General features: G+C 62.6%; 28 protein-coding genes. 16 read left to right on the top strand and 12 right to left on the bottom strand.

The window, feature by feature from the left end; genetic code table 11:
- The first annotated feature begins 3 nt into the window (after positions 1-3).
- Positions 4-1,437, top strand: a complete 1,434-nt coding sequence (locus tag DV532_RS10265) for a PLP-dependent aminotransferase family protein (protein ID WP_056800744.1) — start codon at positions 4-6, stop codon at positions 1,435-1,437.
- Here the strand turns inward: DV532_RS10265 and DV532_RS10260 are convergent.
- The gene (locus DV532_RS10260) at positions 1,430-2,626 is read right to left on the bottom strand and encodes a cyanate transporter (RefSeq protein ID WP_056800742.1); all 1,197 of its coding nucleotides are present in this window, start codon (positions 2,624-2,626) and stop codon (positions 1,430-1,432) included. The genes DV532_RS10265 and DV532_RS10260 overlap by 8 nt on opposite strands.
- Before the next feature lie 201 nt (positions 2,627-2,827).
- On the opposite strand from DV532_RS10260, the gene DV532_RS10255 reads away from it, so the two are divergent.
- The gene (locus tag DV532_RS10255; RefSeq protein ID WP_056800740.1) at positions 2,828-3,265 is read left to right on the top strand and encodes a carboxymuconolactone decarboxylase family protein; all 438 of its coding nucleotides are present in this window, start codon (positions 2,828-2,830) and stop codon (positions 3,263-3,265) included.
- Between the two features lie 106 nt (positions 3,266-3,371).
- On the opposite strand, the gene DV532_RS10250 is transcribed toward DV532_RS10255, so the two are convergent.
- A complete protein-coding gene (locus tag DV532_RS10250; RefSeq protein WP_056800738.1) occupies positions 3,372-4,382 on the bottom strand; it encodes an AraC family transcriptional regulator in 1,011 nt (336 codons plus the stop codon).
- 168 nt (positions 4,383-4,550) lie between these two features.
- Here DV532_RS10250 and DV532_RS10245 point away from each other — a divergent pair, with 168 nt between their 5' ends.
- Genes DV532_RS10245 through DV532_RS10235 form a run of 3 tightly spaced genes read left to right on the top strand, consistent with a single transcriptional unit; the run spans position 4,551 to position 7,191 of the window.
- Positions 4,551-5,735: an acetyl-CoA C-acyltransferase family protein gene (locus tag DV532_RS10245; protein ID WP_056800736.1), complete on the top strand. Its 1,185-nt coding sequence runs from the start codon at positions 4,551-4,553 to the stop codon at positions 5,733-5,735.
- A 13-nt stretch (positions 5,736-5,748) separates the two neighbouring features.
- Complete coding sequence (locus DV532_RS10240) at positions 5,749-6,597, top strand: 3-hydroxybutyryl-CoA dehydrogenase (RefSeq protein ID WP_056800734.1); 849 nt, start codon at positions 5,749-5,751, stop codon at positions 6,595-6,597.
- Between the two features lie 12 nt (positions 6,598-6,609).
- Complete coding sequence (locus tag DV532_RS10235; RefSeq protein WP_056800732.1) at positions 6,610-7,191, top strand: TetR/AcrR family transcriptional regulator; 582 nt, start codon at positions 6,610-6,612, stop codon at positions 7,189-7,191.
- Positions 7,192-7,289: 98 nt separating this feature from the next.
- Here DV532_RS10235 and DV532_RS10230 read toward each other — a convergent pair whose 3' ends face one another.
- Genes DV532_RS10230 through DV532_RS10210 form a run of 5 tightly spaced genes read right to left on the bottom strand, consistent with a single transcriptional unit; the run spans position 7,290 to position 13,789 of the window.
- A complete protein-coding gene (locus tag DV532_RS10230; RefSeq protein WP_056800730.1) occupies positions 7,290-7,667 on the bottom strand; it encodes a response regulator in 378 nt (125 codons plus the stop codon).
- Between the two features lie 44 nt (positions 7,668-7,711).
- Positions 7,712-8,938 carry a hybrid sensor histidine kinase/response regulator gene (locus DV532_RS10225; RefSeq protein WP_056800727.1) on the bottom strand — a complete coding sequence of 409 codons (1,227 nt, stop codon included), beginning with the start codon at positions 8,936-8,938 and terminating at the stop codon, positions 7,712-7,714.
- Positions 8,932-9,507 carry a chemotaxis protein CheB gene (locus DV532_RS10220; protein ID WP_056800725.1) on the bottom strand — a complete coding sequence of 192 codons (576 nt, stop codon included), beginning with the start codon at positions 9,505-9,507 and terminating at the stop codon, positions 8,932-8,934. The genes DV532_RS10225 and DV532_RS10220 overlap by 7 nt, the downstream gene beginning before the upstream one ends.
- A complete protein-coding gene (locus tag DV532_RS10215) occupies positions 9,504-10,325 on the bottom strand; it encodes a protein-glutamate O-methyltransferase CheR (protein WP_056800723.1) in 822 nt (273 codons plus the stop codon). The genes DV532_RS10220 and DV532_RS10215 overlap by 4 nt, the downstream gene beginning before the upstream one ends.
- Positions 10,322-13,789: a response regulator gene (locus DV532_RS10210; RefSeq protein WP_056800721.1), complete on the bottom strand. Its 3,468-nt coding sequence runs from the start codon at positions 13,787-13,789 to the stop codon at positions 10,322-10,324. Before DV532_RS10210 ends, DV532_RS10215 begins: the two co-directional genes overlap by 4 nt.
- A 247-nt stretch (positions 13,790-14,036) precedes the next feature.
- Between DV532_RS10210 and DV532_RS10205 the strand changes: the two genes are divergently transcribed.
- Positions 14,037-14,387, top strand: coding sequence for a response regulator (locus DV532_RS10205; RefSeq protein WP_056800719.1), 351 nt, complete (start codon positions 14,037-14,039; stop codon positions 14,385-14,387).
- A 95-nt stretch (positions 14,388-14,482) separates the two neighbouring features.
- On the opposite strand, the gene cobF is transcribed toward DV532_RS10205, so the two are convergent.
- Positions 14,483-15,232 carry a precorrin-6A synthase (deacetylating) gene (gene cobF, locus DV532_RS10200; RefSeq protein ID WP_056800717.1) on the bottom strand — a complete coding sequence of 250 codons (750 nt, stop codon included), beginning with the start codon at positions 15,230-15,232 and terminating at the stop codon, positions 14,483-14,485.
- 67 nt (positions 15,233-15,299) lie between these two features.
- Entirely contained in the window at positions 15,300-16,589 is a 1,290-nt protein-coding gene (locus tag DV532_RS10195; protein ID WP_056800716.1) for an OprD family porin, read from the bottom strand.
- Between the two features lie 362 nt (positions 16,590-16,951).
- Here DV532_RS10195 and DV532_RS10190 point away from each other — a divergent pair, with 362 nt between their 5' ends.
- The 3 genes from DV532_RS10190 (at position 16,952) to DV532_RS10180 (ending at position 18,364) form a co-directional block, all read left to right on the top strand.
- Positions 16,952-17,311 (top strand): histone-like nucleoid-structuring protein, MvaT/MvaU family, encoded by a 360-nt coding sequence (locus DV532_RS10190; RefSeq protein WP_056800714.1) that lies wholly within the window; start codon positions 16,952-16,954, stop codon positions 17,309-17,311.
- 185 nt (positions 17,312-17,496) lie between these two features.
- Positions 17,497-18,024: a lactoylglutathione lyase gene (gene gloA, locus DV532_RS10185; RefSeq protein WP_056800712.1), complete on the top strand. Its 528-nt coding sequence runs from the start codon at positions 17,497-17,499 to the stop codon at positions 18,022-18,024.
- 97 nt (positions 18,025-18,121) lie between these two features.
- A complete protein-coding gene (locus tag DV532_RS10180; RefSeq protein ID WP_056800710.1) occupies positions 18,122-18,364 on the top strand; it encodes a hypothetical protein in 243 nt (80 codons plus the stop codon).
- 121 nt (positions 18,365-18,485) lie between these two features.
- Here DV532_RS10180 and DV532_RS10175 read toward each other — a convergent pair whose 3' ends face one another.
- On the bottom strand, positions 18,486-19,307 hold the full coding sequence (locus tag DV532_RS10175) for a shikimate 5-dehydrogenase (RefSeq protein ID WP_056800708.1): 822 nt from the start codon (positions 19,305-19,307) through the stop codon (positions 18,486-18,488).
- A 199-nt stretch (positions 19,308-19,506) separates the two neighbouring features.
- Between DV532_RS10175 and DV532_RS10170 the strand changes: the two genes are divergently transcribed.
- On the top strand, positions 19,507-19,689 hold the full coding sequence (locus DV532_RS10170; protein ID WP_056801527.1) for a hypothetical protein: 183 nt from the start codon (positions 19,507-19,509) through the stop codon (positions 19,687-19,689).
- A 118-nt stretch (positions 19,690-19,807) separates the two neighbouring features.
- Here DV532_RS10170 and DV532_RS10165 read toward each other — a convergent pair whose 3' ends face one another.
- Positions 19,808-20,122 carry a hypothetical protein gene (locus tag DV532_RS10165; RefSeq protein WP_056800706.1) on the bottom strand — a complete coding sequence of 105 codons (315 nt, stop codon included), beginning with the start codon at positions 20,120-20,122 and terminating at the stop codon, positions 19,808-19,810.
- A gap of 164 nt (positions 20,123-20,286) precedes the next feature.
- On the opposite strand from DV532_RS10165, the gene DV532_RS10160 reads away from it, so the two are divergent.
- Entirely contained in the window at positions 20,287-21,108 is an 822-nt protein-coding gene (locus tag DV532_RS10160; RefSeq protein WP_056800704.1) for a S24 family peptidase, read from the top strand.
- Between the two features lie 37 nt (positions 21,109-21,145).
- Here the strand turns inward: DV532_RS10160 and DV532_RS10155 are convergent, their stop codons facing one another.
- The gene (locus tag DV532_RS10155) at positions 21,146-21,469 is read right to left on the bottom strand and encodes a DUF1654 domain-containing protein (RefSeq protein ID WP_056800701.1); all 324 of its coding nucleotides are present in this window, start codon (positions 21,467-21,469) and stop codon (positions 21,146-21,148) included.
- Between the two features lie 244 nt (positions 21,470-21,713).
- Here DV532_RS10155 and DV532_RS10150 point away from each other — a divergent pair, with 244 nt between their 5' ends.
- From DV532_RS10150 to DV532_RS10130, 5 genes are all read left to right on the top strand, one after another.
- Complete coding sequence (locus tag DV532_RS10150) at positions 21,714-22,388, top strand: polysaccharide lyase family 7 protein (RefSeq protein WP_056800697.1); 675 nt, start codon at positions 21,714-21,716, stop codon at positions 22,386-22,388.
- Between the two features lie 176 nt (positions 22,389-22,564).
- Positions 22,565-23,371 (top strand): shikimate dehydrogenase, encoded by an 807-nt coding sequence (locus DV532_RS10145; protein WP_056800695.1) that lies wholly within the window; start codon positions 22,565-22,567, stop codon positions 23,369-23,371.
- Positions 23,372-23,483: 112 nt separating this feature from the next.
- On the top strand, positions 23,484-24,293 hold the full coding sequence (locus tag DV532_RS10140; RefSeq protein WP_056800693.1) for an IclR family transcriptional regulator: 810 nt from the start codon (positions 23,484-23,486) through the stop codon (positions 24,291-24,293).
- 251 nt (positions 24,294-24,544) lie between these two features.
- Positions 24,545-25,888 carry an aromatic acid/H+ symport family MFS transporter gene (locus DV532_RS10135; protein WP_056800691.1) on the top strand — a complete coding sequence of 448 codons (1,344 nt, stop codon included), beginning with the start codon at positions 24,545-24,547 and terminating at the stop codon, positions 25,886-25,888.
- Between the two features lie 26 nt (positions 25,889-25,914).
- Entirely contained in the window at positions 25,915-26,724 is an 810-nt protein-coding gene (locus DV532_RS10130) for a sugar phosphate isomerase/epimerase (RefSeq protein ID WP_056800689.1), read from the top strand.
- Positions 26,725-26,732 lie beyond the last annotated feature (8 nt).

Raw genomic sequence — 26,732 nt, 5'->3', positions numbered from 1 at the left:
CCCATGGAACTGCACATTCGCCTGGAAGGCCGCAAAGGGCTCGCCAACCAGCTTTACCAGCAATTGCGCGCCGGTATCGACAGCGGCCACCTGGCCGCCGGCACTCAGTTGCCGCCAACCCGTCTGCTGGCCGAGCAACTGGGCGTGTCACGCAAGACCGTGGCCGAGGCCTATTCCCGGCTGACCTACGACAACCTGCTAAGCGCCGTGGTCGGCCGTGGCACCTTCATCACCCCACGCCAGCCGCTGCGCAACAGCGCATCCACCACCATCGCCCTGGCCGGCGCCGCTTCCCTCGAACGCTGGCAGCAGCGCGCCACCGTATTGAGCCAACGTCAACTGCAGGCACCTTCGCGCTATGACTTCGTCGGCGGGGCTTCGAGCAAAGCACAGTTCCCGTTCGACCAATGGCGCAGTTGCCTGAACTACGCCCTGCGCCGCAGCCAACGCCACCCCGAGCGGCAGTTTTCGGCCCAGGGCCTGCCAGAGCTGCGCGAGGCCATCGCCCACCACATTGCCTACAGCCGCGGCGTGCATTGCAGTGCCACCGACCTGCTGGTGTGCAATGGTGCCCAGCAGGCGCTGGACCTGATCGCCCGCGTATTGGTCGAGCCGGGTTGCCAGGTGGCCATGGAAGACCCCGGCTACCCGCCGGCGCGGCAGCTGTTCCTGGCCCTGGGCGCACGTCTGCAGGCGGTGCCGGTGGATGACCAGGGCCTGTGCGTGGAGCAGATCGCCGACGGCACCCAACTGATCTATGTGACACCCTCGCACCAGTTCCCGCTGGGCATGCCGATGAGCGAGCCACGCCGGCACGCCCTGCTGGCACGCGCCGCCGAGCTGGGTGCTTTGGTGATCGAAGACGACTACGACTGTGAGTTCCGCTACCAGGGGCCGGCGGCGGACGCGTTGCAGCGCCTCGACCGGCATGGGCTGGTGGCGTATGTGGGGACCTTTTCCAAGACCTTGCTGCCCGAGCTGCGCCTGGGCTATGCCGTGCTGCCACCCGCCGTGTTGAAGGCTGCCTGCGTGGCCAAGCACCTCAGTGACTGGCACAGCCCGACCCTGTTGCAGTGGGCGCTGGCGCGCTTTCTTGGCGAAGGCCACCTGAACAAGCACATCCGCCGCTGCCACGAGGTCTACAGCGCCCGTCGCGGGCGCATCCTGGCGCGCCTGGGCGACGACCTGGCGCCGTGGTTCAGCGCCATCCCCGCCAGCGCTGGCTTCCACCTCAGCGCGCTGGCCAAACCTGGGGTAAATGTGGAGCTGTTGGCCAATCTCGCACGCAAGGTGGAGGTCGGCCTGTACTCGCTGGCGCCGTTCTTCAGTGAAGCGCCGGTGCGCCCGGGGCTGCTGCTGGGCTTCGGCGCCATCGAGCTGCTGGACATCGACCCGGCGCTGGACCGGGTGCGCGACACCCTGCAGCGCCTCAGTTGACTGGCGCCGGCTTGCCTGCCGTTGCCGGGCGAGCGATGGCCGTGGCGTAGCCGCGTGGGTTGAAGCACGCGGTCACCAGCAGCATCGCCAGCACGGTCACGGTCAGCAGCGTCCACGAGGCCTGGAAGTCGCCGCTCATATCGCGCAACCAGCCGCTGATGTACGGCACGATGCCAGTGATGATGAAGCCGATGCCCTGCACGAACGCTGCCAGGCTACCCGCCTCGGCTGGCGTCTTCAGGTGCTCCAGGGTCAGTGTCAGGCTCTGGCTGAAGCAGGCGCCCAGGCCAAAACCGATCATCGCCACCCACAGCCCCTGTGCCTGTGTGGGCGCCAGCAGCAGGCCGAGGAAGCCCGCCAGCTGAATCGCCAGCGCCAGCCACAGGCCCGGGCGGCGGTCGGCCCAGCGCCGCAGCAACAGGGGCAGGCCCAGCGCCCCGGCGACTTGGAAGATAGTCATCAGGCCAACCAGGTCTGCGCCGCCCTGGGCACTGCCGCCGTGCTCGAGGTGATACGCCGGCAACCACGCCACCATGCTGGTGTAGCCGCCGTTGATCAGGCCGAAGTACAACGCCAGCAACCAGGCCCGGCGCGTGCCGAACCAGTGCCCGCTGGTGGCAGCGGCCAGCTTCGGCGCCCCTGACCGTGGCCGCAGCACAGCCCAGGCCAGCAACGCCAGCAGTGCCGGAATCGCCCACAGGCCCAGGCCGGCCTGCCAGTGGCCGAAATAGCCACTAAGGTGCGGCCCGAGCACGGCGGCCAAGCCGCCGCCGCTCATCAACGCTGCTGAATACAGGCCCATCGCCGCCGCCAAGCGGCCTGGAAACCAGCGGTTGACCAGCCCCGGCATCATGCCCTGCACCACCGCCACCCCCAGCCCGGCGACCACCGCGCTGGCAATCAGCGCCCCGGCGCTGTCCAGCTGCAAGCGCCACAGGCAGGCCACGGCGATGGCGGCCAGGCCACCGAGCATACCGCCATGCTCGCTGAGCCAGCGCCGCAACCAAGGTTGCAGCAGCGGCACCAGGCCCATGCACAGCACTGGCAACGCCGTCAGCAAGGCCGCCTGTTGGTAGCCGAGGCCAGTGCTGGCGCGCATAGGTTCGAGTAGGGGGCCGATACTGGTCAGGATCGGCCGCAGGTTCAGCGCCAGCAGGACCACCAGCAACAGGTTCAGAGCAGCTCTCATTGTCACTCGATTCTCTTGAAGCAAGACCCGGCCATTATCCCGGCCTGGCTGGCCTGGCAGAAATGAAGAGATTGGATGCCTGTCAGTGGCCTCCTTAATGGGGCGATTGGCCTCCCACTTATCGGCACCATTGGCTATCGGGGCGGCGCAGGGGCGGCGCTACAGTAGCGCCATCCCACCCCACACCCTTTGGAGACAGCCATGCACAACCGTATCGAATGGGCCAAGCACGCCCCCGAGGCCTACAAGGCGATGGTCGGCCTGGAGCAGGCCCTGGCCAAGAGCGGCCTGGAGAATTCACTGCTGGAACTGGTACGCCTGCGGGCTTCGCAGATCAATGGCTGCGCCTATTGCGTCAACCTGCACAGCAACGATGCACGCAAGGCTGGTGAAACCGAAGCACGCCTGCAAACCTTGTGCGTCTGGCAGGAAACCGCCTACTTCACCCCCCGCGAACGTGCTGCGCTGGCCTGGGTCGAGAGCCTGACCCGGCTGCCCGAGCGCGGGGCACCGCAGGCGACATATGAAGCCTTGCAGGAGCACTTCGAGCCGGCCGAGGTGGCCAACCTGACCCTGGCGATTGCCGCCATCAATGCCTGGAACCGCTTCGGAGTCGGCTTTGCCATGGTGCCGGCCTGATCATTGAGCGGCAGCCTGCAGCGGCCTCTTCGGGTAAACCCGCTTCTACACAGGTGTCGCTGTACCTGTAGGAGCGGGCTTGCCCGCGAAGGGACACACCGAAAAATTACCGCCCGGCCAATCGCGCCCGGTAACTCCCAGGGCTCTGCCCGGTCCATTTCTTGAACGCCCGGTGAAACGCACTGGGCTCCTGAAACCCCGTCTGCTCGGCAATCTCGGCAATGCTCAACGCCCCTTCGCGCAACCGCTCAAAGGCCATTGCCCGGCGCACTTCGTCCTTGATTTGCTGGTACGAACGCCCCTCCCGCTCCAGCTGCCGGCGAAAAGTACTGGCACTGACCCCCTGCTGCTGCGCCAGCGCCGTTAATGTCGGCCACTGCCCATAGCACCGTGCACGCAGGTGCCGGTACACCTCGGCGACTAGCCCGTTTTGGTTACGAAAGCGAATCACCAGCCCTTGCGGCGCGCTGCGCAGGAAGGTTTTCAGGGCCGCCAGGTCCTGCACCACTGGCAGGCGCAGGTAGGCGCTGTCGAATTCCACCTCGGTGCGCCCGCTGCCCAGGCGCAGGTCTGGCCCCCATAACAATAGGTCGTCCTCCTGGGCCGGGCGCGTCACTGCCAGCTCGGTGCGGTCGATAGCGATCCGCCGCCCGGCTAGCCAGCACAACATGCCGATCATCAGTACTAGGTAGGTTTCCTCGGCATACACCCGGGTCAGCGAGTCGGCAATGCTCGACTGCACGCTGATCAGCGCCCGCCCGCCGCGCACCGTCAAGCTGCCGCGTAGATCCCGCAGGAACAGGCCAAAACCACCCATGCACTGGCGCAAGGCCTTTTCCAGGTTCGGCTCCAGGATCAGGCCCCGGCAGATCAGGGCGAAACTGCCCTGCGGCATGCCGTGGCTGTCCAGGCGGAAGAACTCGTCGTCCAGGCGCTGGATCAGCGCCAGCCATAGCTGGGCAAAGGCCTTGGCTGGCACCCGGGCCTGGGGTTGCTCCAGCAGGTGCGGGTCGATACCCACCGCACGCAACTGCGCATCGCGTTCGGCAGGGCAGTCGCGCAGGGCGTGGAGCATGGCATTGAGAAAGTACACGGCGACCGAATCGCTATCGCGCATGGCGGTTTTCGCTGTCTATGCTGAGTGGCAAAAAGTGCCAAGTTGATTGAACAGTTCCGGCATAGGCTGCAACAGAGCCTTTGCCTAGACTCGGTCCCACTCCGGGATCGCCGGCCATTCTCGCAGAGCCAGGCCCGGTCCCGCCATGACTTCGCAATCGGAGCCCTTATGAGCAACGCAGAAATCTACGTCGTCAGTGCCGTCCGTTCAGCCATTGGTGGCTTTGGCGGTTCCCTCAAGGACCTGCCGCTGGCCGACCTCGCCAGCGCCGTGATCCGTGCCGCCATCGAGCGTTCGGGCGTGGCCGCCGAGCAAATCGGCCACTTGGTGATGGGCACGGTGATCCCCACCGAGGCACGCGACGCCTACCTGGCTCGAGTGGCAGCGATGAATGCCGGCATCCCCAAGGAAACCCCGGCGTTCAACGTCAACCGCCTGTGCGGTTCGGGCCTGCAGGCCATCGTCTCGGCGGCCCAGTGCCTGCTGCTGGGGGACGCCGACGTGGCCGTGGCGGCTGGCGCCGAATCCATGAGCCGTGGCCCGTACCTGCTGCCGCAGGCACGCTGGGGGGCGCGCATGGGTGACCTGCAAGGTATCGACTACACCGTCGGTGTGCTGCACGACCCGTTCCAGCACTTCCACATGGGCATCACTGCCGAGAACGTCTCGGCCAAACATGGCATTACCCGCGAAATGCAGGACGAACTGGCCCTGACCAGCCAACGCCGCGCTGCCCGTGCCATTGCCGAAGGCCGCTTCGCCAGCCAGATCGTCCCGCTGGAGCTGAAAACCCGCAAGGGCAGCGTGCAGTTCAGCGTCGACGAGCATGTACGGGGTGACGTGACCGCCGAGCAACTGGCCGGCATGAAGACCGTGTTCAAAAAAGACGGCACCGTTACCGCTGGCAACGCCAGTGGCATCAACGATGGTGCCGCCGGCCTGGTGCTGGCCAGCGGCGACGCCGTGCGCCGCCTGGGCCTGAAGCCGCTGGCGCGCCTGGTGGGCTACGCCCATGCCGGCGTCGAGCCGGAGTTGATGGGCCTGGGCCCGATCCCGGCCACCCGCAAGGTGCTGGAAAAGACCGGCCTGACGGTGCAGGACCTGGACGTCATCGAGTCCAACGAAGCCTTCGCCGCCCAGGCCTGCGCCGTCGCCCGCGAACTGGGCTTCGACCCGGAAAAGGTCAACCCCAACGGCTCGGGTATTTCCCTGGGCCACCCGGTGGGCGCCACCGGCGCGATCATTGCCACCAAGGCCATCCATGAACTGCAGCGCATCCAGGGCCGCTACGCCCTGGCCACCATGTGCATTGGCGGCGGCCAAGGCATCGCCGTGGTCTTCGAGCGCGTCTAAGGGAGCCAGACACATGAGCATTGAACACATTGCCGTGATCGGCGCCGGCACCATGGGCAACGGCATTGCCCAGGTTTGTGCGGTGGCCGGCTACCAGGTGCTGCTGGTGGACGTTTCCGAGGCGGCGCTGGAGCGCGGCGTGGCCACCTTGAGCAAGAACCTCGAGCGCCAGGTCAGCAAAGGCACCCTCGAGGCGGACAAGGCTGCGGCCGCGAAAACGCGTATCCGCACCAGCACCGACTATACCCAGCTCAGCAGCGCGCAGCTGGTGATCGAAGCGGCCACCGAAAACCTGCAGCTCAAGCAGCGCATCCTGCAGCAGGTGGCCGCCAACGTCGCCGCCGACTGCCTGATCGCCACCAACACCTCGTCGCTGTCGGTCACCCAGCTGGCCACCAGCATCGAGCACCCCGAGCGTTTCATTGGTGTGCACTTCTTCAACCCGGTACCGATGATGGCGCTGGTCGAGATCATTCGCGGCCTGCAAACCAGCGACAGCACCTATGCCCAGGCGCTGGTAGTGACCGAAAAGGTCGGCAAAACCCCGATCACCGCTGGCAACCGCCCGGGCTTCGTGGTCAACCGCATCCTAGTGCCGATGATCAACGAAGCGATCTTCGTGCGCCAGGAAGGCCTGGCCAGTGCCGAGGACATCGACACCGGCATGCGCCTGGGTTGCAACCAGCCGATCGGCCCGCTGGCCTTGGCCGATCTGATTGGCCTGGACACGCTGTTGGCAATCATGGAGGCCTTCCATGAAGGCTTCAGCGACAGCAAGTACCGCCCTGCCCCGCTGCTCAAAGAAATGGTCGCAGCCGGTTGGCTGGGGCGCAAGAGCGGCCGCGGTTTCTTCACCTACTGAGGAGCGAACGCCATGCCCCCGGTCAATGCCGCGATGCGCTGTGCAAACTTTGAAGAGCGACGTGACCGGGCCATGGCGCTGTTTGCCGAAAAGGGCTTTGGCCAGGTCAGCATGCGCGAGCTGGCAGCCCACGTAGGGCTGACCGCCGGCTCGCTGTACCACCACTTCCCCAGTAAGCAGGACTTGCTGTACGACTTGATCGAGGAGTTGTACGAGGAGTTGCAGGCCACCCTGGACCAGGGCCGTCGGGCCATGGCCCGCGGGGCTTCGGCCTTGAACTGCCTGATTGCCGCGCACTGGCAGCTGCATGCCGAGCGACCGCTGCAGTTTCGCCTGGCGGAGCGGGATTTTTGCTGCTTGAGCGACCAGCAGCGGGCGCGCCTGGCCTTGCTGCGCGCGCGCTATGAGGCCGGCTTGCTGAGGTTGATCGCGCCGCAGGCGAAGTTGCAGGGCGAGGCCTTGGTAGCCACGGCGCATGTGGTGGCGACGCTGCTGAACCAGTTGCCGGGGATGTTGAAGGCGCTGCCCGAGGAACAGGGGCTGGGGTTGATGGAGAGCATGCTGGTGGGTGGGCTCGAACGCACGCTGCGCTAGTCTGTCCGGCCTCTTCGCGGGTAAACCCGCTCCTACAGGTGCTGTGCAGACCTCAAGGTTTGTAGGAGCGGGTTTACCCGCGAAAGGGCCGGTGCAGGCTAACGCAGAAGTGCCTGGATCTGCTCGTGCAAGGTATCCAGGTCGAATGGCTTGGCCAGGATCGGTGCCTTGCGGGTGATCGGGCTGCCGGATTCGAGAATCTCCGCCGGGTAGCCGCTGATGAAGATCACTTTCAGGTCCGGCCGCAGCTTCACTGCCGGCTCAGCAATCTCCACCCCGGTGATACCCCCGGGCAAGCGGTAGTCCGTCACCATCAGGTCCAGATGCGGCTTGCTCGCCAGGATCGCGAACGCCTGCTCGCCATCTTCGGCCACCAGCACGTGGTAGCCCTCACCCGCCAGGTAATCCCGCAGAATCATGCGAATCGCCGGTTCGTCCTCGACGACCAACACCACATCTTGTGCATCTTCACTCATGTTAACGCCTTGAAATACTTACAGTTGGCCATCAGACCCCAGGCTCAAACAGAGGTTGCTCGCGCCTGGTCGTTTTGTTGTTCGTAGGTTGCCAGTGGCAATTGCAACGTGAAGGTGGCGCCCTTGCCCTCCTCACTCTCGACCAGTATGCGCCCGCCATGGGCCTGGACGATCTGCTCCGATATGTACAGCCCCAGGCCCAAACCGCCACTGGCCTGCTGGGCGGCGACCCGCTCGAACTGCTGGAAGATACGCTGCTGGTTGGCCACGCTAATGCCAATACCCTGGTCCTGCACCTGCACGCATGCCAGGCCCGCCTGCTCGAACACCCGTACCTGCACCGGTTTGCGCTCACCATAGCGCAGGGCATTGGACAACAGGTTGGCCAGCACTTGCTCAATGCGGAATTCATCCCACTCACCCTGCAGTGGCTCACAGCGCTGCAATTCGATATGGGTTTCCAGCGCTTTCGCCTGGGCGGCGAAGTTCTCCACCAGGCCACGCACCAGCTGGCTCAGGTCAAATGCCTTGGGCCGCAGCGACAACTTGCCGGTACGGATGCGCGACACATCGAGCATGTCTTCGACCAGGTGGATCAGGCTGTTGATCTGCCGCTCGTCGCGCTCGACCATGGCCTGCAGCTTATCGCCGCTGAAGGCGGCGAGGTTACCGCGCGCCAGGTGCAGTTTGCGCAGTTGGGTTTCCAGGATCAGGCCATTGAGCGGGGTGCGCACCTCGTGCGAAACGATCGACATGAAGTCATCGCGCATGCGCACCGCATGCTCCAGGTCTGCACGCGCCGCTTGCAACTGGGCCAGCAACGCCTCCTGCTCCTGCCGGCTGCGCTCCAACGCCTGCAACTGGCGGTCGAGCACTTTGCGCTGGCGGTACAGGTCAACGAACACCGACACCTTGCTCTTCACCGCCAGGGTGTCGAGCGGCTTGTACAGGAAGTCCACCGCACCGCTCTCATACCCTTTGAAGGCGTAGTTCATTTCGCGCCCGGCGGCGGTGACGAAGACGATGGGGATGTTGCGGGTCTTCTCCGTGCCGCGCATCAGCTCGGCCAACTCGAAACCGTTCATGCCCGGCATCTGCACGTCGAGGATAGCCAGGGCAAATTCGTGCTCGAGCAACAGCGACAACGCCGCCTCGGCCGACTGGGCCTGGTGTACCTCGCGGTCGTCACCCTGGATCAGGGCGTCGAGGGCCAGCAGGTTTTCCGGCAGATCATCGACGATCAGCAGTTTGGCGATGGTGTGGCTTAGCATGCGCTGGGTTCCAGGGCGGCGAGCAACTGCTCGATGCCACTCAGAGTAAGAATATGGTCGGGCTGGTGCAGGGCCAGGGCGGCCTCCGGCATCAGCGCCACCTGTGCGTCGCGAGGGTCCTGGACGATGGTCCGGCCGCCGCTGTTCTTGATATAGGCAAGCCCTTGGGCTCCGTCTTCATTGGCACCGGTGAGCAGCACGCCAAGCAGGCCGGTACCGTAGGCGTCGGCAGCCGACATGAACAGGTAATCGATCGCCGGCCGGGAAAAATGCACCGGCGGCTCCTGGCTGAGCGACAGGGTGAAATCGCGTTCCACCGACAGGTGGTAACCCGGGCCCGCCACGTAAATGTGCCCCGCGCCCAGCGGTTGCTTGTCGCACGCCTCGCACACTGGCCGATGCAGGCGCCGCTGCAGCACTTCGGCCAGTTGGCTGTGGCGGCCATCCGGCAAGTGCAGCACACAGACCACCGGGATGGCGAAGTTGGCCGGCAAGGCGCCCAGCACCGTGAACAACGCTGTCACCCCGCCCGCCGAGGCGCCGATCACCACCGCGCGCACGCCGTTCATGATTTGCGGTAGATCCGTTCGGGCTTGACCAGCGGCTCGAAACGCCCGCTGTAGGCGGAAAAATCCACCGACTCCTTGCTCCCCAGCACCAGGAAGCCGCGGTGGCACAGCGACTCATGGAACAGGCCCAGAGCACGGTCCTGCAGGGCCTTGTTGAAGTAGATGAGCACGTTGCGGCACGACACCAGCTGGGTTTCGGAAAACACGCTGTCGGTGGCCAGGCTGTGGTCGGCGAAGGTCACGTTGTCGCGCAGGGTGCTGTCCATGATGGCGTTGCCATAGGCCGCCGTGTAGTACTCGGAAAAGTCCCGGCGCCCGCCGGCTAGGCGGTAGTTCTCGGCGTATTCGCGCATGCTCTGCGTCGAATAGATACCCTGCTTGGCCTTGTCCAGCGAGTGCGGGTTGATGTCGGTGGCGTAAATGATGGTGCGCTCCAGCAGGCCCTCCTCGCGCAGCAGGATAGCCATCGAATACACCTCCTCGCCCGTGCTGCAGCCGGCAATCCACACCTTGATCGACGGCCAGGTGCGCAGCAGCGGCACCACCTCGTTGCGCAGCGCCAGGTAGTGCCCTGGGTCGCGGAACATCTCACTGACCGGGATCGTCAGGTATTGCAGCAACTGCATGAACATGCCCGGGTCGTGCAGCACGCGCTCCTGCAGTGCCGACACCGTCAGGCAGTCGAACTGGCGCAGCGCATGCAGGATCCGGCGCTTGATCGACGCGCCGGAATAGTTGCGGAAATCGTAGCTGTACTTGAGGTAGATGGCCTCGATCAGCAAGCGGATTTCGATGTCGGTGTTACGTTCGCTAGTCAAATTCGCTCCAGTTGCGGCAGCCACACACGGATCAGCGAGAACAAGCGGTCCAGGTCGATCGGTTTGGCCAGGTAATCATTGGCGCCGGCCTGCAAGCAACGCTGCTGGTCATCCTTCATCGCCTTGGCGGTCACAGCGATGATCGGCAGCTTGCGCCAGCGCGGTTGCTGGCGGATCAGCCGGGTGGCCTCGAAGCCGTCCATTTCCGGCATCATCACGTCCATCAGCACCAGGTCGATGTCGTCATGCTGCTCCAGGCGCTCGATGGCCTCGCGGCCGTTGCGGCCGATCTCGACGATCGCGCCCTTGTGCTCCAGTGCGCTGGTCAGGGCGAAGATGTTGCGCACATCGTCGTCCACCAACAGTACCTTGCGGCCCTCGAACACTTTGTCGCGGCTGCGCGCGGTCTTGAGCATGCGCTGGCGCTCATGGGACAGCTGTGACTCGACCTTGTGCAAGAACAGCGTCACTTCGTCAAGCAGGCGCTCTGGCGAGCGCGCGCCCTTGATGATGATCGAGCGCGAGTACTTGAGCAGGTCGGCTTCTTCTTCGCGGGTCAGGTTGCGCCCGGTATACACGATCACCGGCGGGAAGGCGCGAATATCCTCGGCGGTCATGCGCTTGAGCAGCTCGTTGCCGAGCATGTCCGGCAGCTTGAGGTCGATGATCATGCAGTCGTAGATGTTCTCACGCAGCAGGGCCAGGGCGTCCTGGGCCATGGCCACGGCGGTGATCTCGACATCGTCGTCGCCGATCAGGCGGGCAATGCTTTCGCGCTGCAGGTCGTCGTCTTCCACCAGCAGGATGTGCTTGAGCTTCTGCGTCAGCTTGGCTTCCAGGCGGGCGAACACGCCCTTCAGTTCTTCGCGGCTGGTGGGCTTGACCGCATAGCCGACAGCGCCCATGTGCATGGCAGCCTCGACCCGGTCTTCTACGGAAATGATGTGCACCGGGATGTGCCGGGTGCTGGCCTGCTCCTTCAGGCGCTGCAGTACCGTCAGGCCGGAATGGTCAGGCAGGCGCATGTCGAGCAGGATGGCATCGGGGATGTACTGGGCGGCCAGCTCGAAGCCCTCGTCGGCACCTTGCGCCACCAAACAGCTGTAACCCAGTTCATGGGCCAGGTCGAACAGGATGCGGGCGAAGTTAGGTTCGTCCTCGATCACCAGGATGCAGCGGTTGCCGAACGGCGCGCGCTCGCGGTCGTCGGCAAATGCCGGGGCCGGGCGTTTTGGCGCCGCCGCCACCGGCACCTGCGGGGCCGGTGGCAGGGTATCGACCGCCGGGCGCAGGCTGAGCGGCTCGATGTCCGGCCCTGCACGCTCATAGCGCTCAGGCAGGATCAAGCTGAACACGCTGCCTTGGCCAGGGCTGCTGTCAACGCTGATCTGCCCACCCAGAAGGTGTGCCAGGTCGCGGGAAATAGACAACCCCAGGCCGGTGCCGCCATAACGGCGATTGCTGGTGCCATCGACCTGGTGGAAGGCACCGAAGATCGCCTGCTGCTGGTCGGCAGCAATGCCGATGCCGCTGTCGCGCACGGCAAAGACGATGCCGGTGCCGGGCTGGTAACCAATGTTCAGGCTGACCTGGCCGCGCTCGGTGAACTTGATAGCGTTGGACAGCAGGTTCTTGAGGATCTGCTCCAGGCGCTGGCGGTCGGTGTACAGGGTGGCCGGCACCTGCGCTTCGGCAGCCACCTGGAAGGCCAGGCCCTTTTGCCCGGCCAACGGCTCGAACATGCCACGCAGGCCTTCGACCAGGCGCTCCAACTGGGTGGTTTCGGGGCGCACTTCGAGCTTGCCGGCCTCCACCTTGGCGATGTCGAGAATGTCATTGATCAGGTTGAGCAAGTCGTTGCCGGCCGAGTAAATGGATTCGGCGAACTTGACCTGCTCGTCGCTGAGGTTGCCTTCACCGTTCTCCGCCAGCAGCTTGGCCAGGATCAGCGAGCTGTTCAGCGGCGTGCGCAACTCGTGAGACATATTGGCGAGGAACTCCGACTTGTACTTGCTCGAACGCTGCAGATCGTCGGCACGCGCTTGCAGCTCTGTCTGAGCCTGGATCAGTTCGTCGTTCTTGCGGTCAAGCGCCTCGGTGCGCTCGGACAACTGCTCGTTGGTCTGCTCCAGTTCCGCCTGCTGGGTTTCCAGGTGGGCCTGGGACTCCTTGAGCACGCGCGATTGCTCTTCGAGCTCTTCGTTGGCGGTTTTAAGCTCTTCTTGCTGCACTTGCAGCTCTTCATTCAACTGCTGGGTTTCGGCCAGCACTTCCTGCAGACGCTGGCGGTAGCGAGCGCTTTCGATGGAGATACCGATGTTGTCACTGAGCCGCTGCAGCAGTTCCTCGTCGCGCGCCTGCAATGGCCGCAGGAAGCCCAGCTCCAGCACGCCGTTAACCAGCCCGTCATGGCTGGCCGGTGTCAACATGGCACTGCGCGGCAGGCCGCGGCCCAAGCCGGAGCTTAGGTGGAAGTAGCTTTCAGGCAAGTCGTCCAGGCGCAGTAACCGCGCCTCGCGCACGGCCTGAGCCAGCAAGCCCACATGGTCGCCCAGCACCTGCTCGCGGGCCTGTTCCTCAGCATCCAGGCCATAGCTGGCCACGCGCACCAGGCGGCCGTGCTCGTCACGCACGTACAGTGCACCCACCACACTGCCCACGTAACCGGCAAAGAAGCGCAGGATGTTGTCGCCGAGCATGGGCAGGGTCAGTTGGCCCAGCACCTGTTCGGCCAGTTGCGTCTGGCCGTTGCGTAACCAGGCCTGGTGCTCCAGCCGCTCGGCCGCGCGCTGCTGGGCCTGAAGGTTTTCATCGTAACTACCCGACAGCGCCAACAAGTCACGCCGCCCCAGGTAGGCCAGCATGGCGCTGAGGCCAACGATGAACAACACGAACGCCGACATGATGGTGATGGTAACGCTACTGACCCGTTCATTGCGGGCCATACGCAGCTGTTGCTCGGTGCCGATCAGGCCGTCGAACTCCTTGCGGATCTCATCGGTCAGGCGCTTGCCCCGGCCATTGCCGATCGAGGCGCGATAGTCGCCATCGCTGCGGCGCTGGGCGATCATCTCGCTGCCAAACGTGTTCCAGGCCTGTTGCAGCGCGATCAAGCGGTCGATGCGCTCAACCTGCTGCGGGTTGTCCTCGACCATGCCCCGCAAGCTTTGCAGGCTACCGAGGATGCGCGGCTTGGCCACCTCGTAGGGGTCGAGAAACCGCTCGTCGCCGGTGATCAGGAAGCCGCGCATGCCAGTTTCCATGTCGATCGAGAGTTTGACCGTCTCGTTGGCATTGCCGATCACCTGGTCGGTGTGCTCGACCCACTGCATGGCCGAGAGCAAGTAATTGATCACCGCGACGAAGGCTACGGCGCCCAACAGCCCAACCCCCAGGGGCAGGCCAATGTTGCGGCCCAATAGTTTGCGGAAGCTTCGCTGGTCCATCGAGGCTGCTTGAATCATGTGAAAACGCCCGAGCAAAAAAAGTCCATTGAAAGTGTGGCAAATCAGCAGTTGTCATTATTTGCCACCGCGTCGTCCTGTTAAGCGAGTCTAACCAGCTTTGCCAGGTCTGGCAGGGCATTTAGCCGCTATTTGAAGGCGGTGTACCTCAATCGTTCCATCTGATCGCCGGGCCCGGTATCCTCGGGAACTTCTGCTGCCGCCTGGCGTACAGATACAAGACATTCATTTGCACAGGATCCGAACCATGCACCTTCTGGTAGTCGAAGACGACGACATCGTACGCATGCTGATGGTCGAAGTGCTCGACGAGTTAGGCTACACAGTCATTGAAGCGCAAGACGCCGGCGCAGCGCTGCGCGTTCTTGAGGATGCGACCCAGCCCTTGGCGCTGATGATGACCGATGTGGGGCTGCCGGATATGCGCGGCGAAGTATTGGCGGCCAAAGCGCGCGAACTACGGCCGCTGTTGCCGGTGCTGTTCGCCAGTGGCTATGCCGAAAGTGTCAGTGTGCCCGAGGGCATGCACCTGATCGGCAAGCCGTTCAGCATTGACCAATTGCGGGAGAAGGTAGGGGCCATACTGGGTAACCCTTGAGGCGGTGCCGCCTGCGCAGCACATAACTCATTGATGTTGCAGGGCCCCTGTGGCAGCGGGTTTACCCGCAAATAGGCCGGTACAGGCCACCCACCTCACAGCTCTCTGCGCAACAGATAGGTGTCCATGATCCACCCCTTGCGCGCCCTCGCCCGCTCGCGCACCTCCAGGATTTGCGCCCTCACCACCTGCAATGGCCCGGCAATCAACAGCTCATCCTCAGTCCCCAGGTACGCGCCCCAATAGATCATCAACGCCGGGTCATCGAGCTGGGCAAACGCGCACAGCCCGTCAAGCATTACCACCACATTGTCGATACGGCCCTGCGCAGCCAGGCGTCGCCCCGGGAGCACGGTCAGCGGCTCGCCGATACGGTTAAGCGGCACCTGGTGACGCGCCGCCAAGGCCTGCACGCTGCTGATACCGGGGACAACCTGCAGGCGCAAAGCCACCCCACGCTCACGGACCAGGTCGAGGATGCGCAAGGTGCTGTCGTACAGGCTGGGGTCGCCCCATAGCAGAAACGCGCCGGTCTCACCGGCGCCGATCTCCTGCTCGATCAATGGCGCGTACAGCGCCGCCCGCTGCCGGTGCCAGCCCTGCACTGCGCCCAGGTAATCATCCGCCTGGCCGTCGCGTACCGGGTCTGCCACCTGCACCAGGCGATAGCCACCGTCGGGCCGGTAGCGTTCGAGAATGGCTTTACGCAGGTGCACCAGCGCGGCCTTGTCGCGGCCTTTGTCGAGCACGAAGAACACGCTGGCCTGGCGCAACGCATCGACCGCCTCATAGGTAACCTGGCGTGGGTCACCCGGGCCGATGCCGATCAACAACAGGTTTTTCATTGCCCTGCCCTTTGCCGGAGTTCGCAGCCATTGTCAGGTGCCTGCCGGTCGTTGGCAAAGTGACCGCTTAGAAAATGGAGAAGTTGTAGCTGACAATGACCCGTGTCTCGTCCATGTCCCGCGCCCACTTTTCATAGTTGCTGCGGTACGTGGAATTACGCAGGCGCACACTGACATCCTTGAACGTGCCACTTTGCACCTGGTACTTCAACTCGGTGTCGCGTTCCCATTCTTTGCCTTCGGCGGTGCTACCCGGCACCTTGATATTGTCGCCGTTGATGTATCGGGTGAAGAAGGTCAGGCCTGGCACACCCAGCGCCTTGAAGTCGTAGTCATAACGCACCTGCCAGGAACGCTCCTGGGCGGCGGCAAAGTCGTTGACCTGGGCGTAGTTGACCAGGTACGGGTTGCTGCCATCCAGGTAAGGCATGGCACTGTCGCCATACATACGCTGCCAGCCGGCACTGATCTTGTGGCCACCCAGGCTGTAGCCAAGCATGCCGCTGAATGCACGATGGTCAATTGCGCCGGCGCGGGCATTGCCGATGTCATCGCTCTTGATCAGGCGCAGGTCGGCTGACAGGCTGCCTACCGCTAACGGCTGGCTGGCCACCAGGCCGAGGAAGTGCTGGCGATAGATGTTCTCCAGTTTGGCGACTTGGTACTGGGCACTGAACCGCTCGTTGAAACGGTAATCGACACCGGCCAGGTCGAAGTGGTCGGCTTCGATGTCACAGGCATAACGCTTGTTCTTGCAGTGCACGCGAATATCCTGGCGGTCGGTGGAGTCCCGCGCGGTGTATTTGTCCAGGCGTGCCAGGGTGAACTTCAGGTCGCGTAGTTCTTCGGAGGTAAGCATGGCGCCATGGAACATGGTCGGCAACAGGCGACCATCGTTGTACTTGAGCAATGGCATGTCCGGCATCATCGAGCCGTACTTGAGCACGGTACTGGAAACCTTGACCTTGGCCGCCAGGCCCATCTTCGCGTACTGGTCGGCCGAGTGCCGTGGGTCGTGGCCGGAAGACGGCAGCAAGCCGCTGTTACTGTCTGCCGGGCTGGAGTCAAGTTTGAAACCGAACATGCCCAGCGCATCTACGCCGAAACCAAGCGGCCCCTGGGTATAACCCGACTGTACATTGAGGATGAAACCTTGTGCCCATTCTTCGCGCTTGGACGCACCCTGGCTGGAACTGCTGTGGCCGTCACGAAAGTCCCGGTTGAAGTAGACATTACGTGCTTCAACCTTGGCACTGCTGTCTTCAAGAAAACCGGCGGCCTGGGCATTGACGCCGGCACACAACAGGAACAAGCCGGCAACACGACGCCCGGGGGCGCGGGGGAAAGGGGCAAACATGCGAGGGAGCATCCACAATTAAGGCGAGTAAACAACCTGTGGCACGGGCTGGCCACGGTACTACGAGGGGGCCGAACATTAGCCGGCCATCATCTGAAATGATCGCGCAAAGGCTCTGGCACGGGCCATTGGACCATGGTCTAAGCGCACCACCAAGCAGTCGCGAAAAAACCGGAAACTTACCGCACACAAAACTAGGAAAGTTCCCGGCTTACTTACAAAAAGTTAGCAGTTTACCCAGTTCCCGTGAATGACTACACTCGATATCAGCGAACAGCGTAACCCACCCGCGTGGCTGGCGTTTTTATTCTTCTTCAATGTTCGTCACGCCCCGCCACGACCGACGTACAGGAGTGATTACAGTGTCCAGACTTGCAGAGTTTCGTGCTGCCGAAAAAGCGCTCCAGGAACAGATGGCGCAACTGGAAGCGTTGAAAAAGGATGCCGGCCTCAAACGCGAAATCGAATTCGAGCAGAAACTAGTCGGCCTGATGAAAAGCTATGACAAGAGCCTGCGCGATATCATCGCCATCCTCGACCCAAAAGCCGTGGCCAGGCCCCTCAGTGCAGCGCCCAAGCAACAACGCCGCCCACGCGTGGTAAAGGTTTACACAAACCCGAACACCGGCGAGCGGATCGAGACCAAAGGCGGCAACCACCGCGGCCTCAAGGCCTGGAAAGAACAGTACGGAGCCGCCACGGTAGAAAGCTGGGTACGCTGATGAAACGTCCACGCCTGCTTCACACTTTTTTCACAAAGGCTGGCTCAGTATCGAAACAGCTAAAGGACTAGCGACCCCATCACGCGCCCGCACATGCGGGCCTCTAATTCCAGCGCACTGCCGTATCATGGCCAGCCTGTCTGTTTTGCCGGTGCCCTGCGCCCGGCCTTGCCTCAGGAGTTCCCATGAGCCTGCACGATCTGCAAACCCTGCCGGGCGTCACCGCCCAACCGGATGCTGCCACCGCCCAGTTTGTCTTCAACCACACCATGCTGCGGGTCAAGGACATCGACAAGTCCTTGGACTTCTACACCCGGGTACTGGGCTTTCGCCTGGTAGACAAGCGCGACTTCCCTGAAGCTGCCTTCAGCCTGTACTTCCTGGCGCTGGTTGACCCGGCGCAGATCCCTGCCGATGACACCGAACGCCACCAGTGGATGAAATCGATCCCTGGCGTCCTGGAGCTGACCCACAACCACGGCACCGAACACGATGCCGAGTTCGCCTACCACAACGGCAACACCGACCCGCGCGGCTTTGGCCACATCTGCATCTCGGTACCGGACGTACGCGCCGCTTGCGCGCGCTTCGAGGCGCTGGACGTGCCGTTCCAGAAGCGCCTGCAAGACGGGCGCATGAACCACCTGGCCTTCGTCAAGGACCCGGACGGCTACTGGGTCGAAGTCATCCAGCCAACCGAGCTCAAGGGCTAAGCGTTCATCGCGGCTCGCTTGTCGGGCCGGGAACTCCCGGCCCCTTGCTGTGGTATATGAAGGTAACTGCTTCACACGCCACAGCGAGGTAAGGACGATGCAATCTCTTCACTGTGAATACCGCGAGCACACCATCACCGCCAGCGTGATGCCCCACCCCGACTCCCCCCTGCCGTACGCCGCCGGTTGCTTGATCACCGGCCCCGATGGGCACACCAGCAAGCGCATGTCGATGCCGATGAAGTTCTTCTCCGACCTTGAGAATGCGCAACATGTGTCGCTCGCCCATGGCCGGGCGCTGGTCGATCAGCAGCTGGATGCAGGGCACAAGGTGTTTTGATCCTGCGCTTGCCTGTACCGGCCTCTTCGCGGGCTTGCCCGCTCCCCCAGGGCGGAATCTGAAATCTCTGCATTGCCTGTGGGAGCGGGCAAGCCCGCGAAGAGGTCGGCACAGGGCGTAATCAAATATCCCGGGCGTAGGCCACCGCCGCCTCTACTTGCGCCCGCGTCGGTCGCACCCCGGTGTACAGCACGAACTGCTCCAGCGCCTGCAGGGCAATCACCTCCAGCCCGGTGATCACCGGCTTGCCCAACGCCTGCGCGCGGCGGATCAAGGGGGTCAGTGCCGGCATCGCCACCACATCGAATACCCGCTCCGCCGCCGCGATGGCGTTCTCGGAGAACGCCAGCTGCTCAGCCTCCTGCCCACCGGCCATGCCAATTGGCGTCACGTTGACCAGCATGGGTGGGCATCGGTCGCCCAGCTCGGGCACCCAGCGATAGCCGCACACATCCGCCAACTGCCGCCCTGCTTGCTCATTGCGTGCGACGATGATGCCTTCGGCGAAACCAGCATCGCGCAAGGCACAGGCCACGGCCTTGGCCATGCCGCCACTACCACGCAGGGCAAACGCCGTGGCCGGGTCGACCTGGTGCTGCGCCAGCAATTGGCGCACGGCCAGGTAATCGGTGTTGTAGGCCTTCAGGTGGCCATTGGTATTGACCAAGGTATTGACCGACTCGATGGCCGCCGCCGACGGGTCGATCTCGTCAACCAGGGCCATGCAGGCTTCCTTGTACGGCATCGACACGCCGCAACCGCGGATACCCAAGGCGCGGATGCCCGCCACTGCAGCCGGCAGGTCATCGGTGCGCATGGCCTTGTAGTAGAAGTCCAAACCCAGTTGCTGGTACAGGTGGTTGTGAAAACGCACACCGAAGGTGCCGGGTCGGCCGGCAAGGGAGATGCACAGCACGGTGTCTCTGCTGGGAATTGTCGACATTACCTGCCCCTAGTCATGACTGAAACGTTTGTGCAGGGTAACAGCGGCACGCACTGGCGTCGCCTGTCATGGCCCGCGGCCGGTGAATTACAGCCCCCGCAGGTGATCGTTGATGGAAGTAATGATCACTATCGAGGAAGTTGATTTCAAACCGTTCAGGCCGCTGGGTAAGGTAGCGCCATGTTTACAGGAGGTCCCCATGGCCACTATCCAGATCATGTCCGTTGTCGGTAGCGCTGTTCCCCCTTCATTGCGTGAGCAGGGCCTGCTGGCCTGCTGGTACCTGATGCGCAACGGCGAAACCGTCAGCGGCCCCATGCCAAGCCGTGCTTCCGCGCAGGCATTGGTCGAACAGTTGCAACCGGCCACTTTGCTGGCCTGACCCGAATTTGTTGTGCGTTGCTCCCTACGCCCTTATGGCCCGCCGACCTGGCGGGCTTTTTTTTGTGGGCCGTGTGTACCGGCCTCTTCGCGGGTAAGCCCGCGCCTACAGGCTTGCCTTAGCGTTGCGGGGTACGGGCCAGTTGCCCCGTCAGCGCTACGACCCTGCCTTGCAGCCGCCCTACGGTTAGCACCAGCTCATTGCGCTCCTTGGCCAATTGTTCAGCTTTGGCTTCCGCCTCTTTACGGGCGTTGCGCTCGATATCAAGCAGTTCGGTCAGGCGGCGCACAACAGCAATGTCTGCAGTGTCCATCGCGCGGTCGGCCGCATCCTTGGACAACCACTTGCGCAGCCACAGAAATGCACCTAGCACCACAGTGCCGGTACCGCCCAGCCAAGTGACGGTACCCGGGCCGAGGTCAGTCGGATCCATGTAAACCTCAATACGTAGGGGGTTGCCATTTGCCCCAAGGAAAAATGTCTTGGTGGCTTTTCTTATTTGCCAGCTTAATTTAGCCTACAGCTAATTACATCACAAGAATCAATTTAGCTCTGCGCGCATTTAGCAGCAAGCTAAACACTGGCATGCTTCGCCCTATGGACATCTACGAAATTCGCAAGCACAACCTGGTCAAGTTGATCGGCAGCCAGAGAAAGGGATCCTGCGCAGAGCGCTGGGGAATGGCGCCTGCGCACCTGAGCCAAATCCTCTCCGACAAGACGGCGAAGAACCTGGGCGATGACGTGGCCCGCCGGATCGAGGGTATCGAAGGCTTGCCGCGCGGGTGGTTCGACGCCTTGGCGGTGGGCGACCAGTCGCCGCCGGTCGAGCTTGGCGACAGCAAGCTTTCGGCGGCTGACCTGGTAAAGCAGATGCTCGCCAGAAGCGGCAGAGGCCTTTCCGAACAAACCCGGCAACGGCTGCTGGCTGCCGCCGAGGAGCCGGTAGATGCTGCGCTGGTGAAGGCTGACTTCACGCGCCCGGGCCTGGTGGGTGACGAAGTGTGGATCGCCCATTACGACGTCAGGGCGGCCATGGGCGGCGGGCAGATCCCCCACGATTACCCAGAGATGTTCCAAGACGTTCGCGTCAGCCCCAGCCACCTGCGCGAACTGGGGGTGGAGTTCAGCGAGCACCATCACCTGAAGATGGTGACCGGCTGGGGCCAATCGATGGAGCCGACCATCAAGCACCGCGACCCATTGATCGTGGACGTCAGCATCCGCGAATTCGTCGGCGATGGGATCTACTTCTTCTCCTGGGGGGACCACATTTACATCAAGCGCTTGCAGATCGCTGACGAAGACCATTTCGAGATGATTTCTGACAATTCGCGGCACAAGGACCGCATGATTCGCCGGGAAGAGACCTACATCCAGGCCAGGGTGCTGCTGGTATGGAATGCGCACCTTGTGTAGAACGAAGCCCGCCAGGCCAGCGGGCTTTTTTTGACCTTCAGAAAGGTGCCACCTCCTCGTCCTGCTGCTCGCTGCGCTGCTCGGCGATGAAGTCGTCGCGCTGTTCCACGGCGCAGCGCGCCCAGCGCACCGTTACACTTTCGTCGTCGTTGAAGGCGAGTTGCAACTCGGGCGTTTCGGCGAGCAACCCGATCACCTCCTCCCATTCCCTATCACCGTCGGCATCCAGGCGATGGACCGTCACCCAGCGCTGTGTTTGCGCCAGCGGGTGATTGATCATCGATGACACCCGCAAGCTCAGACGCTCTACTGCAGTCATCTCCTGACGCTGCTGGGGGGTCGACTTCATGTGCTTAGACATATTTCCATCCTGATAGCTGTATATTCGTACAGTGCTCTGCAAAAGCTTATCCCACTGCCAAATCCAGCGTAAAGCCCTGACCGCGGAAAATTTTCGCCAGCAGGTAATTTGTCGCCCGGCGAAATATATTTAGCCATAAGCTATTGACTAGGATTTAGCGCAAGGCTAATTTTCCCCCGGCAGCGGCCACTGCGCTGCCGCTAAGGCCTTCCGCCGCACACCGTTTTTTACTCAGGAGTTCGCCATGAGCGTAGATATCCGCAACCTGACCCTTGCCGTTCCAGTAGCCGTGTCCTCGACCAACCTCGTAGCGACAGAACTCACCGGTGCCGAAGCGATCGCCCGCTACCCCAGCTACGTGGCGGTGCTCGGTGACGGTTCGGTACAGCTCTGCGCCCCGACCAAAGGCGCTTCGAGCAAAAGCACCCGCAGGACCCGCTGCGAGTGGTCAGAACCGCAATACTGGGCACTGGGCAGCGCCCTGAACCATTGGAATCGCCAGGAAATGACCCTGACCAAGGTCAACAGCGCGCAGAAGGTGGTGATCGCGCAGATGCACGTGCGCGGCGACGATAGCCCGCCGGTGAAGGTGTTCTGGAAGAAGGGCGACATCACCCTGGGTTTTCGCCGCAGCTACAACCAAGCCGACCCAGTGAACTCGACGGTACTGAAGGGGGTACCCCTGGGGGCGAAGTTCAACGTGAGCATTCACGCCACGGCCCAGGGCCTGGTTACCGTAACGGCCAGCTGCAACGGGGTGACCGGCGGCTCTGGCAACCTGCAGTTCGACAGCACCTGGGCTTCGCGCGTGTTCGAGTTCCACGGCGGGGTATACAACCAGGTTGACTACACCGACGCGACAGCCGCCGACGATGGTTCGATCTGCATCATCAGCGAACTCTCACTGATACATGCCTGAGGGGTTTGCTGGGGACAGAGGGCTATCGTCTAGCAGGCCCTCCTGCCGGCTACCGGCGAAATCGCTTTATTTCAGAATATATTTTTAAAATGGAATTATATTCCTTTTACGATATGGTAGGTTTTTAACGCAACCGATTGGCCTCAGCGCCGTGGGATACCGAAGGAGAGAGAACGATGTCTCAGCTGTTAATACCCAGCCCTACTGGCAACACCCGGATTTTTGCGGTCATCGGTGACCCGGTGAAGCAAGTGAAGGCTCCCGAGCTACTCAACAAGGTGTTTGCTGATGAAGCCGTGGATGCCGTGATGATTGCGGTGCATGCCAGGCCTGAGCAGCTCGCGACGGTTATACGCGGCCTTCAAGCGATGGAGAATTTTTCGGGAATGCTGATCACCATTCCGCACAAGTTCGCTGCTCGTGACTTTGCAGATAAGCTCAGCCTTGCTGTTCAGGTCTCTGGCAGCACCAATGCAATGCGCCGCAACGAACAAGGCGTGTGGGAAGCTGACAACTTCGATGGCGTAGGGTTTGCGCTGGGCCTGCAGCGCAAAGGGTACAAACTGGCTGGGAAACGGGTGGTACTGGCCGGAGGTGGTGGTGCAGGTAGTTCGATTGCTGTGGCCTTGCTGCAGGCAGAGGTAGACGTCTTGTATCTACAAGAACCGGACACCGTGAAAGCCCAATCACTACTCGCCAGGCTGAACCAACATTGGCCAAGCCGCTGCGAGCTTGCCCAGCCACAACACCTTGGGTTAGCCGATATCGTTATCAACGCAACACCGTTAGGTCTCGCCGAGGAGGATCCACTTCCGGTAGACCTTGCCGCGCTGGCTGCGGGGGCCCTGGTCGCAGACATCATCATGCAACCCGTCGACACTCGCCTGTTACGCGCTGCGAAAGCAGCAGGGCATTCTGTGCACCCTGGTAGCCACATGCTCAGTGAACAATTAGGCTGCTACAGGACATTTTTCAGGATCTGAGAACGCGGGCCAAACCACCAGGGCCCCTCCATTTGCAGCCGTTTAGTAGGTGGAATACTATTCCACTGCACTTTTTTAGACGGCTCATCTCTCGCAAACCTAAGGAAAAAACATGAGCAATGCGCTTGAACGTGGCCTGCACGCCATCGAGCTGCTCGCCGGTAAAAGCACCGGGCTGGCCCTTCAACAAGTTGCTGAAGCCTTGGACATCCCGCCGAGCGCGACCCACCGCATGCTCAATTGCCTGGTCGAACAGGGTTTCGTGCGCCAAGAGCATCAGCACGGTCATTACGTGCTTGCCCTCAAGGTGGTCTCGCTAGCGCTGAAGCATCTGTCCCAGAGCGACATGGTCGACCTCGCACGGCCGATACTCGAACGCCTGGCCCAAGCGTCCGGCGAGCTTGTGCGCTTGAGCATCGTCGATGGCGATAGCCTGATTTGGATCTCCAAGGCCCAAGGCAGCCGCTCCGGCCTGCGTTATGACCCCGATGCAGGTGCCGAGGCCAAGCTCTGCTGCACAGCATCGGGCCTGGCCTGGTTGAGCTGCCTGAGCAACGAACGCGCACTGGAGCTGGTGTACCGCCAAGGTCTGGCAAAACCGGGCGAATACGGCCCCAATGCGGCCACCACCATCGAACAGCTGCTCGACAATTTGAAGATCGCCCGTGAACAAGGCTACGCCAGTGTCGACGAAAGTTTTGAAGTTGGCGCCGCGTCGATGGCCGCTGCAATCCGCGATTCCCAGCAGCAAGTCGTCGGTGTGATCAGCATTGCTGGCCCCAGCGTTCGCCTGTCTGCCGAGCGCATGCAGACGCTGAAGGCGGCATTGCTGGAAGCCGCCCACGAGATCACGGCGATCAACCTGGACAGCCTCCCCAAGCTGTCGATGATGACCTCCCGCATCAGCGAACCCACTGACTGATCGGCTCCCCGCTTGAACGCGGCCAGGCGTTCTGACCTGGCCGCCCTCCCCTAACAACCTAGCAGCTGCGGGCCCTTGCCAAGCCGCGGATCGCTGGCGCGCGAAAAACAATATGGAACGTATTTTATTTGTGGAATGAATTTCCAATTCTGATAATATCGGCTCCGCAATCCCTGTGATGCCGTGCTGCCACCCGCGCATGGCCAGGCCGGGAAAGGCATTTTTATAAAAACAAAAAGCAGGAGTTACCCATGTCGCACTCTCCCAATGTTGACGTGAGCACCTTCATGGATGCTCGAAAGATGAGCGCCAGGCAGTGGCTGGTGTTGTTCCTCGGTTTCATGGTGCTGGTGTTTGACGGGTTCGATACCACCGCGATTGGCTTCATTGCACCCGCGCTGGTCGATGACTGGGGCGTGCTGCGCCATGACCTTGGCCCGGTAATGATGAGTGGCCTGCTCGGGCTGGCATTCGGTTCGTTGACTGCCGGGCCATTGGCCGACCGATTCGGCCGCAGGCCGGTCATCATCGGCTCGGTGCTGCTGTTCGGTTTCTGGAGCCTGGCTTCAGCCTGGTCGACCGGGATCACCAGCCTAACGATCCTGCGTTTTCTGACGGGGGTCGGCTTGGGGGCATCGATGCCTAACACGGCGACCCTGATTTCCGAATTCGCCCCCAAACGCTATCGCTCTCACATGGTCTCGTTCATTTACTGCGGCTTCGCCTTTGGCGCCGCACTGGGTGGCCTGGGCAGTGAGTGGTTGATCGAACACTTCGGCTGGCGGTCGGTGTTGGTGGCCGGCGGCGTGCTGCCAATCGCTTTCGCCTTGCTGCTGGTTTTGAGCCTCCCGGAGTCCATCCGCTTCCTGGCCCAGAACAGCGCCTTGAAGGACCGCCTGATCAAGGAAATCAACAAGGTTGCCCCTGGCCTGGCCAACGCCCAGACACATTTCCATAGCAGCGAAACGGCGATCAAGGCCACAGGCAAGGTCAGCGCCTTGTTCGCGCCCGGTTTCAGCCTGGGCACCTGCATGATCTGGGTCACCCTGTTCATGGGCCTGCTGACCATGTACCTGCTGTCGAGCTGGCTGCCGCTGCTCAGCCGCGATGCCGGCTTGAGCATGGGTGAGGCAGCGCTGCTGGGCTCGTTGCTGCAAATCGGCGGCATGCTGGGCAACTTCACCGTCGGCATGAAGATGGACCGCTGGGAACACCACAAGGTGGTCGGCGCCACGGTGTTCTGTGGCGGGGCCTGCGCAGTGCTCATCGCCCTGCAGCAGCCGACCATGCAGGTACTCTGCCCGTTGATCCTGCTGTTGGGTTACTTCCTTAACGGCGTAAACGTCGGCGGCTATGCGCTGGCCGCCGCCTTCTACCCCACCCAAATCCGCGCCACCGGCGTGTGCTGGGCCACCGGCATTGGCCGGCTGGGCGCTATCAGCGGCGCCGGGATCGGTGCGCTGATGCTGGCCGCGCAATGGAATTTCAGCCAGGTCTTCCTGTTCCTCGCCATCCCGTCCTTGCTCGGGGTAACCGCACTGTGGGTGAAAAGCCGCAAGCGCAACGCGTCGGCAATCGCCACTGCAGCCAACTGAAGCCAACCGCTCTACGGAGACATGCCATGCAAGCCAGCTATTCCATTGCCCAACTGACCGCGCTCGCCTTAAGCCCTCCGCAAATGATCGAACTGGCTGCCCGCACCGGTTATGACCAGGCTGGCGTGCGCTTGCTGCCGGTGGCGCCTGGGGCTGTCGCCTATTCCTTGATGGACGACAAACCCATGCTGCGCGAAACCCTGGCGCGGATGAATGACACCGGCGTGAAGGTGTTCGATCTGGAGTTGATCCGGCTCGATGGGCAATTCGATGTGCAGCGTTACCTGCCCTTTTTCGACGTTGGCGCGCAGCTCGGCGCCAAGGCCGTACTGGTGGCCGGCGACGACCCCGAACCCAACCGGCTGATCGAACACTACGCGCAACTATGTGACGCCATGCAGCCCTTCGGCCTGACGGCAGACCTGGAGTTCATGCCGTGGACGGCTGTCAACGACCTGGCCAGTGCACTGAACGTCGTTGAGCAGGCCGACCGCGCCAACGCCGGCATTCTCGTCGACGCCCTGCATTTCGAGCGTTCCGACAGCCGCTTCCAGGACCTGCAACGCATCCCCGCGCAGTGGCTGCACTACGCGCAGATATGCGATGGCCCGGCGCTGCGGCCGAACACCCGTGACGGCCTGATTCACGCAGCGCGTTGCGAGCGGTTACTGCCGGGCGAAGGTGACATCGACCTGGCCAGGATCTGGCGTAGCCTCCCGGCCGCAGTCCCGGTCAGCGTCGAGATCCCGCATGACCACAGGGTTGCGCAACTGGGGGTGGAAGCCTGGGCGCGACAGGCCTTGGCCGCCGCCAAAGCAATCATCGAGCCGCTGTAAATCACCGC

The organism is Pseudomonas sp. Leaf58, assembly GCF_003627215.1.
GTDB lineage: Bacteria > Pseudomonadota > Gammaproteobacteria > Pseudomonadales > Pseudomonadaceae > Aquipseudomonas.
Note: the sequence above shows the minus strand (reverse complement) of the source record. Positions and strands in the feature narration are given on the sequence as shown.

What these genes read in the sequence shown, in the direction of transcription:
- DV532_RS10240 (WP_056800734.1), top strand. Translation starts at nt 5,749, where the DNA reads ATGAGCATTGAACACATTGCCGTGATCGGCGCCGGCACCATGGGCAAC.
- DV532_RS10160 (WP_056800704.1), top strand. Translation starts at nt 20,287, where the DNA reads ATGGACATCTACGAAATTCGCAAGCACAACCTGGTCAAGTTGATCGGC.
- DV532_RS10175 (WP_056800708.1), bottom strand. Translation starts at nt 19,307, where the DNA reads ATGTCGACAATTCCCAGCAGAGACACCGTGCTGTGCATCTCCCTTGCC.
- DV532_RS10250 (WP_056800738.1), bottom strand. Translation starts at nt 4,382, where the DNA reads ATGCGCGATAGCGATTCGGTCGCCGTGTACTTTCTCAATGCCATGCTC.
- DV532_RS10155 (WP_056800701.1), bottom strand. Translation starts at nt 21,469, where the DNA reads ATGTCTAAGCACATGAAGTCGACCCCCCAGCAGCGTCAGGAGATGACT.
- DV532_RS10130 (WP_056800689.1), top strand. Translation starts at nt 25,915, where the DNA reads ATGCAAGCCAGCTATTCCATTGCCCAACTGACCGCGCTCGCCTTAAGC.
- DV532_RS10255 (WP_056800740.1), top strand. Translation starts at nt 2,828, where the DNA reads ATGCACAACCGTATCGAATGGGCCAAGCACGCCCCCGAGGCCTACAAG.
- DV532_RS10205 (WP_056800719.1), top strand. Translation starts at nt 14,037, where the DNA reads ATGCACCTTCTGGTAGTCGAAGACGACGACATCGTACGCATGCTGATG.
- gloA (WP_056800712.1), top strand. Translation starts at nt 17,497, where the DNA reads ATGAGCCTGCACGATCTGCAAACCCTGCCGGGCGTCACCGCCCAACCG.
- DV532_RS10235 (WP_056800732.1), top strand. Translation starts at nt 6,610, where the DNA reads ATGCCCCCGGTCAATGCCGCGATGCGCTGTGCAAACTTTGAAGAGCGA.
- DV532_RS10170 (WP_056801527.1), top strand. Translation starts at nt 19,507, where the DNA reads ATGGCCACTATCCAGATCATGTCCGTTGTCGGTAGCGCTGTTCCCCCT.
- DV532_RS10135 (WP_056800691.1), top strand. Translation starts at nt 24,545, where the DNA reads ATGTCGCACTCTCCCAATGTTGACGTGAGCACCTTCATGGATGCTCGA.
- DV532_RS10210 (WP_056800721.1), bottom strand. Translation starts at nt 13,789, where the DNA reads ATGATTCAAGCAGCCTCGATGGACCAGCGAAGCTTCCGCAAACTATTG.
- DV532_RS10265 (WP_056800744.1), top strand. Translation starts at nt 4, where the DNA reads ATGGAACTGCACATTCGCCTGGAAGGCCGCAAAGGGCTCGCCAACCAG.
- DV532_RS10245 (WP_056800736.1), top strand. Translation starts at nt 4,551, where the DNA reads ATGAGCAACGCAGAAATCTACGTCGTCAGTGCCGTCCGTTCAGCCATT.
- cobF (WP_056800717.1), bottom strand. Translation starts at nt 15,232, where the DNA reads ATGAAAAACCTGTTGTTGATCGGCATCGGCCCGGGTGACCCACGCCAG.
- DV532_RS10140 (WP_056800693.1), top strand. Translation starts at nt 23,484, where the DNA reads ATGAGCAATGCGCTTGAACGTGGCCTGCACGCCATCGAGCTGCTCGCC.
- DV532_RS10180 (WP_056800710.1), top strand. Translation starts at nt 18,122, where the DNA reads ATGCAATCTCTTCACTGTGAATACCGCGAGCACACCATCACCGCCAGC.
- DV532_RS10145 (WP_056800695.1), top strand. Translation starts at nt 22,565, where the DNA reads ATGTCTCAGCTGTTAATACCCAGCCCTACTGGCAACACCCGGATTTTT.
- DV532_RS10165 (WP_056800706.1), bottom strand. Translation starts at nt 20,122, where the DNA reads ATGGATCCGACTGACCTCGGCCCGGGTACCGTCACTTGGCTGGGCGGT.
- DV532_RS10220 (WP_056800725.1), bottom strand. Translation starts at nt 9,507, where the DNA reads ATGAACGGCGTGCGCGCGGTGGTGATCGGCGCCTCGGCGGGCGGGGTG.
- DV532_RS10225 (WP_056800727.1), bottom strand. Translation starts at nt 8,938, where the DNA reads ATGCTAAGCCACACCATCGCCAAACTGCTGATCGTCGATGATCTGCCG.
- DV532_RS10230 (WP_056800730.1), bottom strand. Translation starts at nt 7,667, where the DNA reads ATGAGTGAAGATGCACAAGATGTGGTGTTGGTCGTCGAGGACGAACCG.
- DV532_RS10195 (WP_056800716.1), bottom strand. Translation starts at nt 16,589, where the DNA reads ATGTTTGCCCCTTTCCCCCGCGCCCCCGGGCGTCGTGTTGCCGGCTTG.
- DV532_RS10260 (WP_056800742.1), bottom strand. Translation starts at nt 2,626, where the DNA reads ATGAGAGCTGCTCTGAACCTGTTGCTGGTGGTCCTGCTGGCGCTGAAC.
- DV532_RS10150 (WP_056800697.1), top strand. Translation starts at nt 21,714, where the DNA reads ATGAGCGTAGATATCCGCAACCTGACCCTTGCCGTTCCAGTAGCCGTG.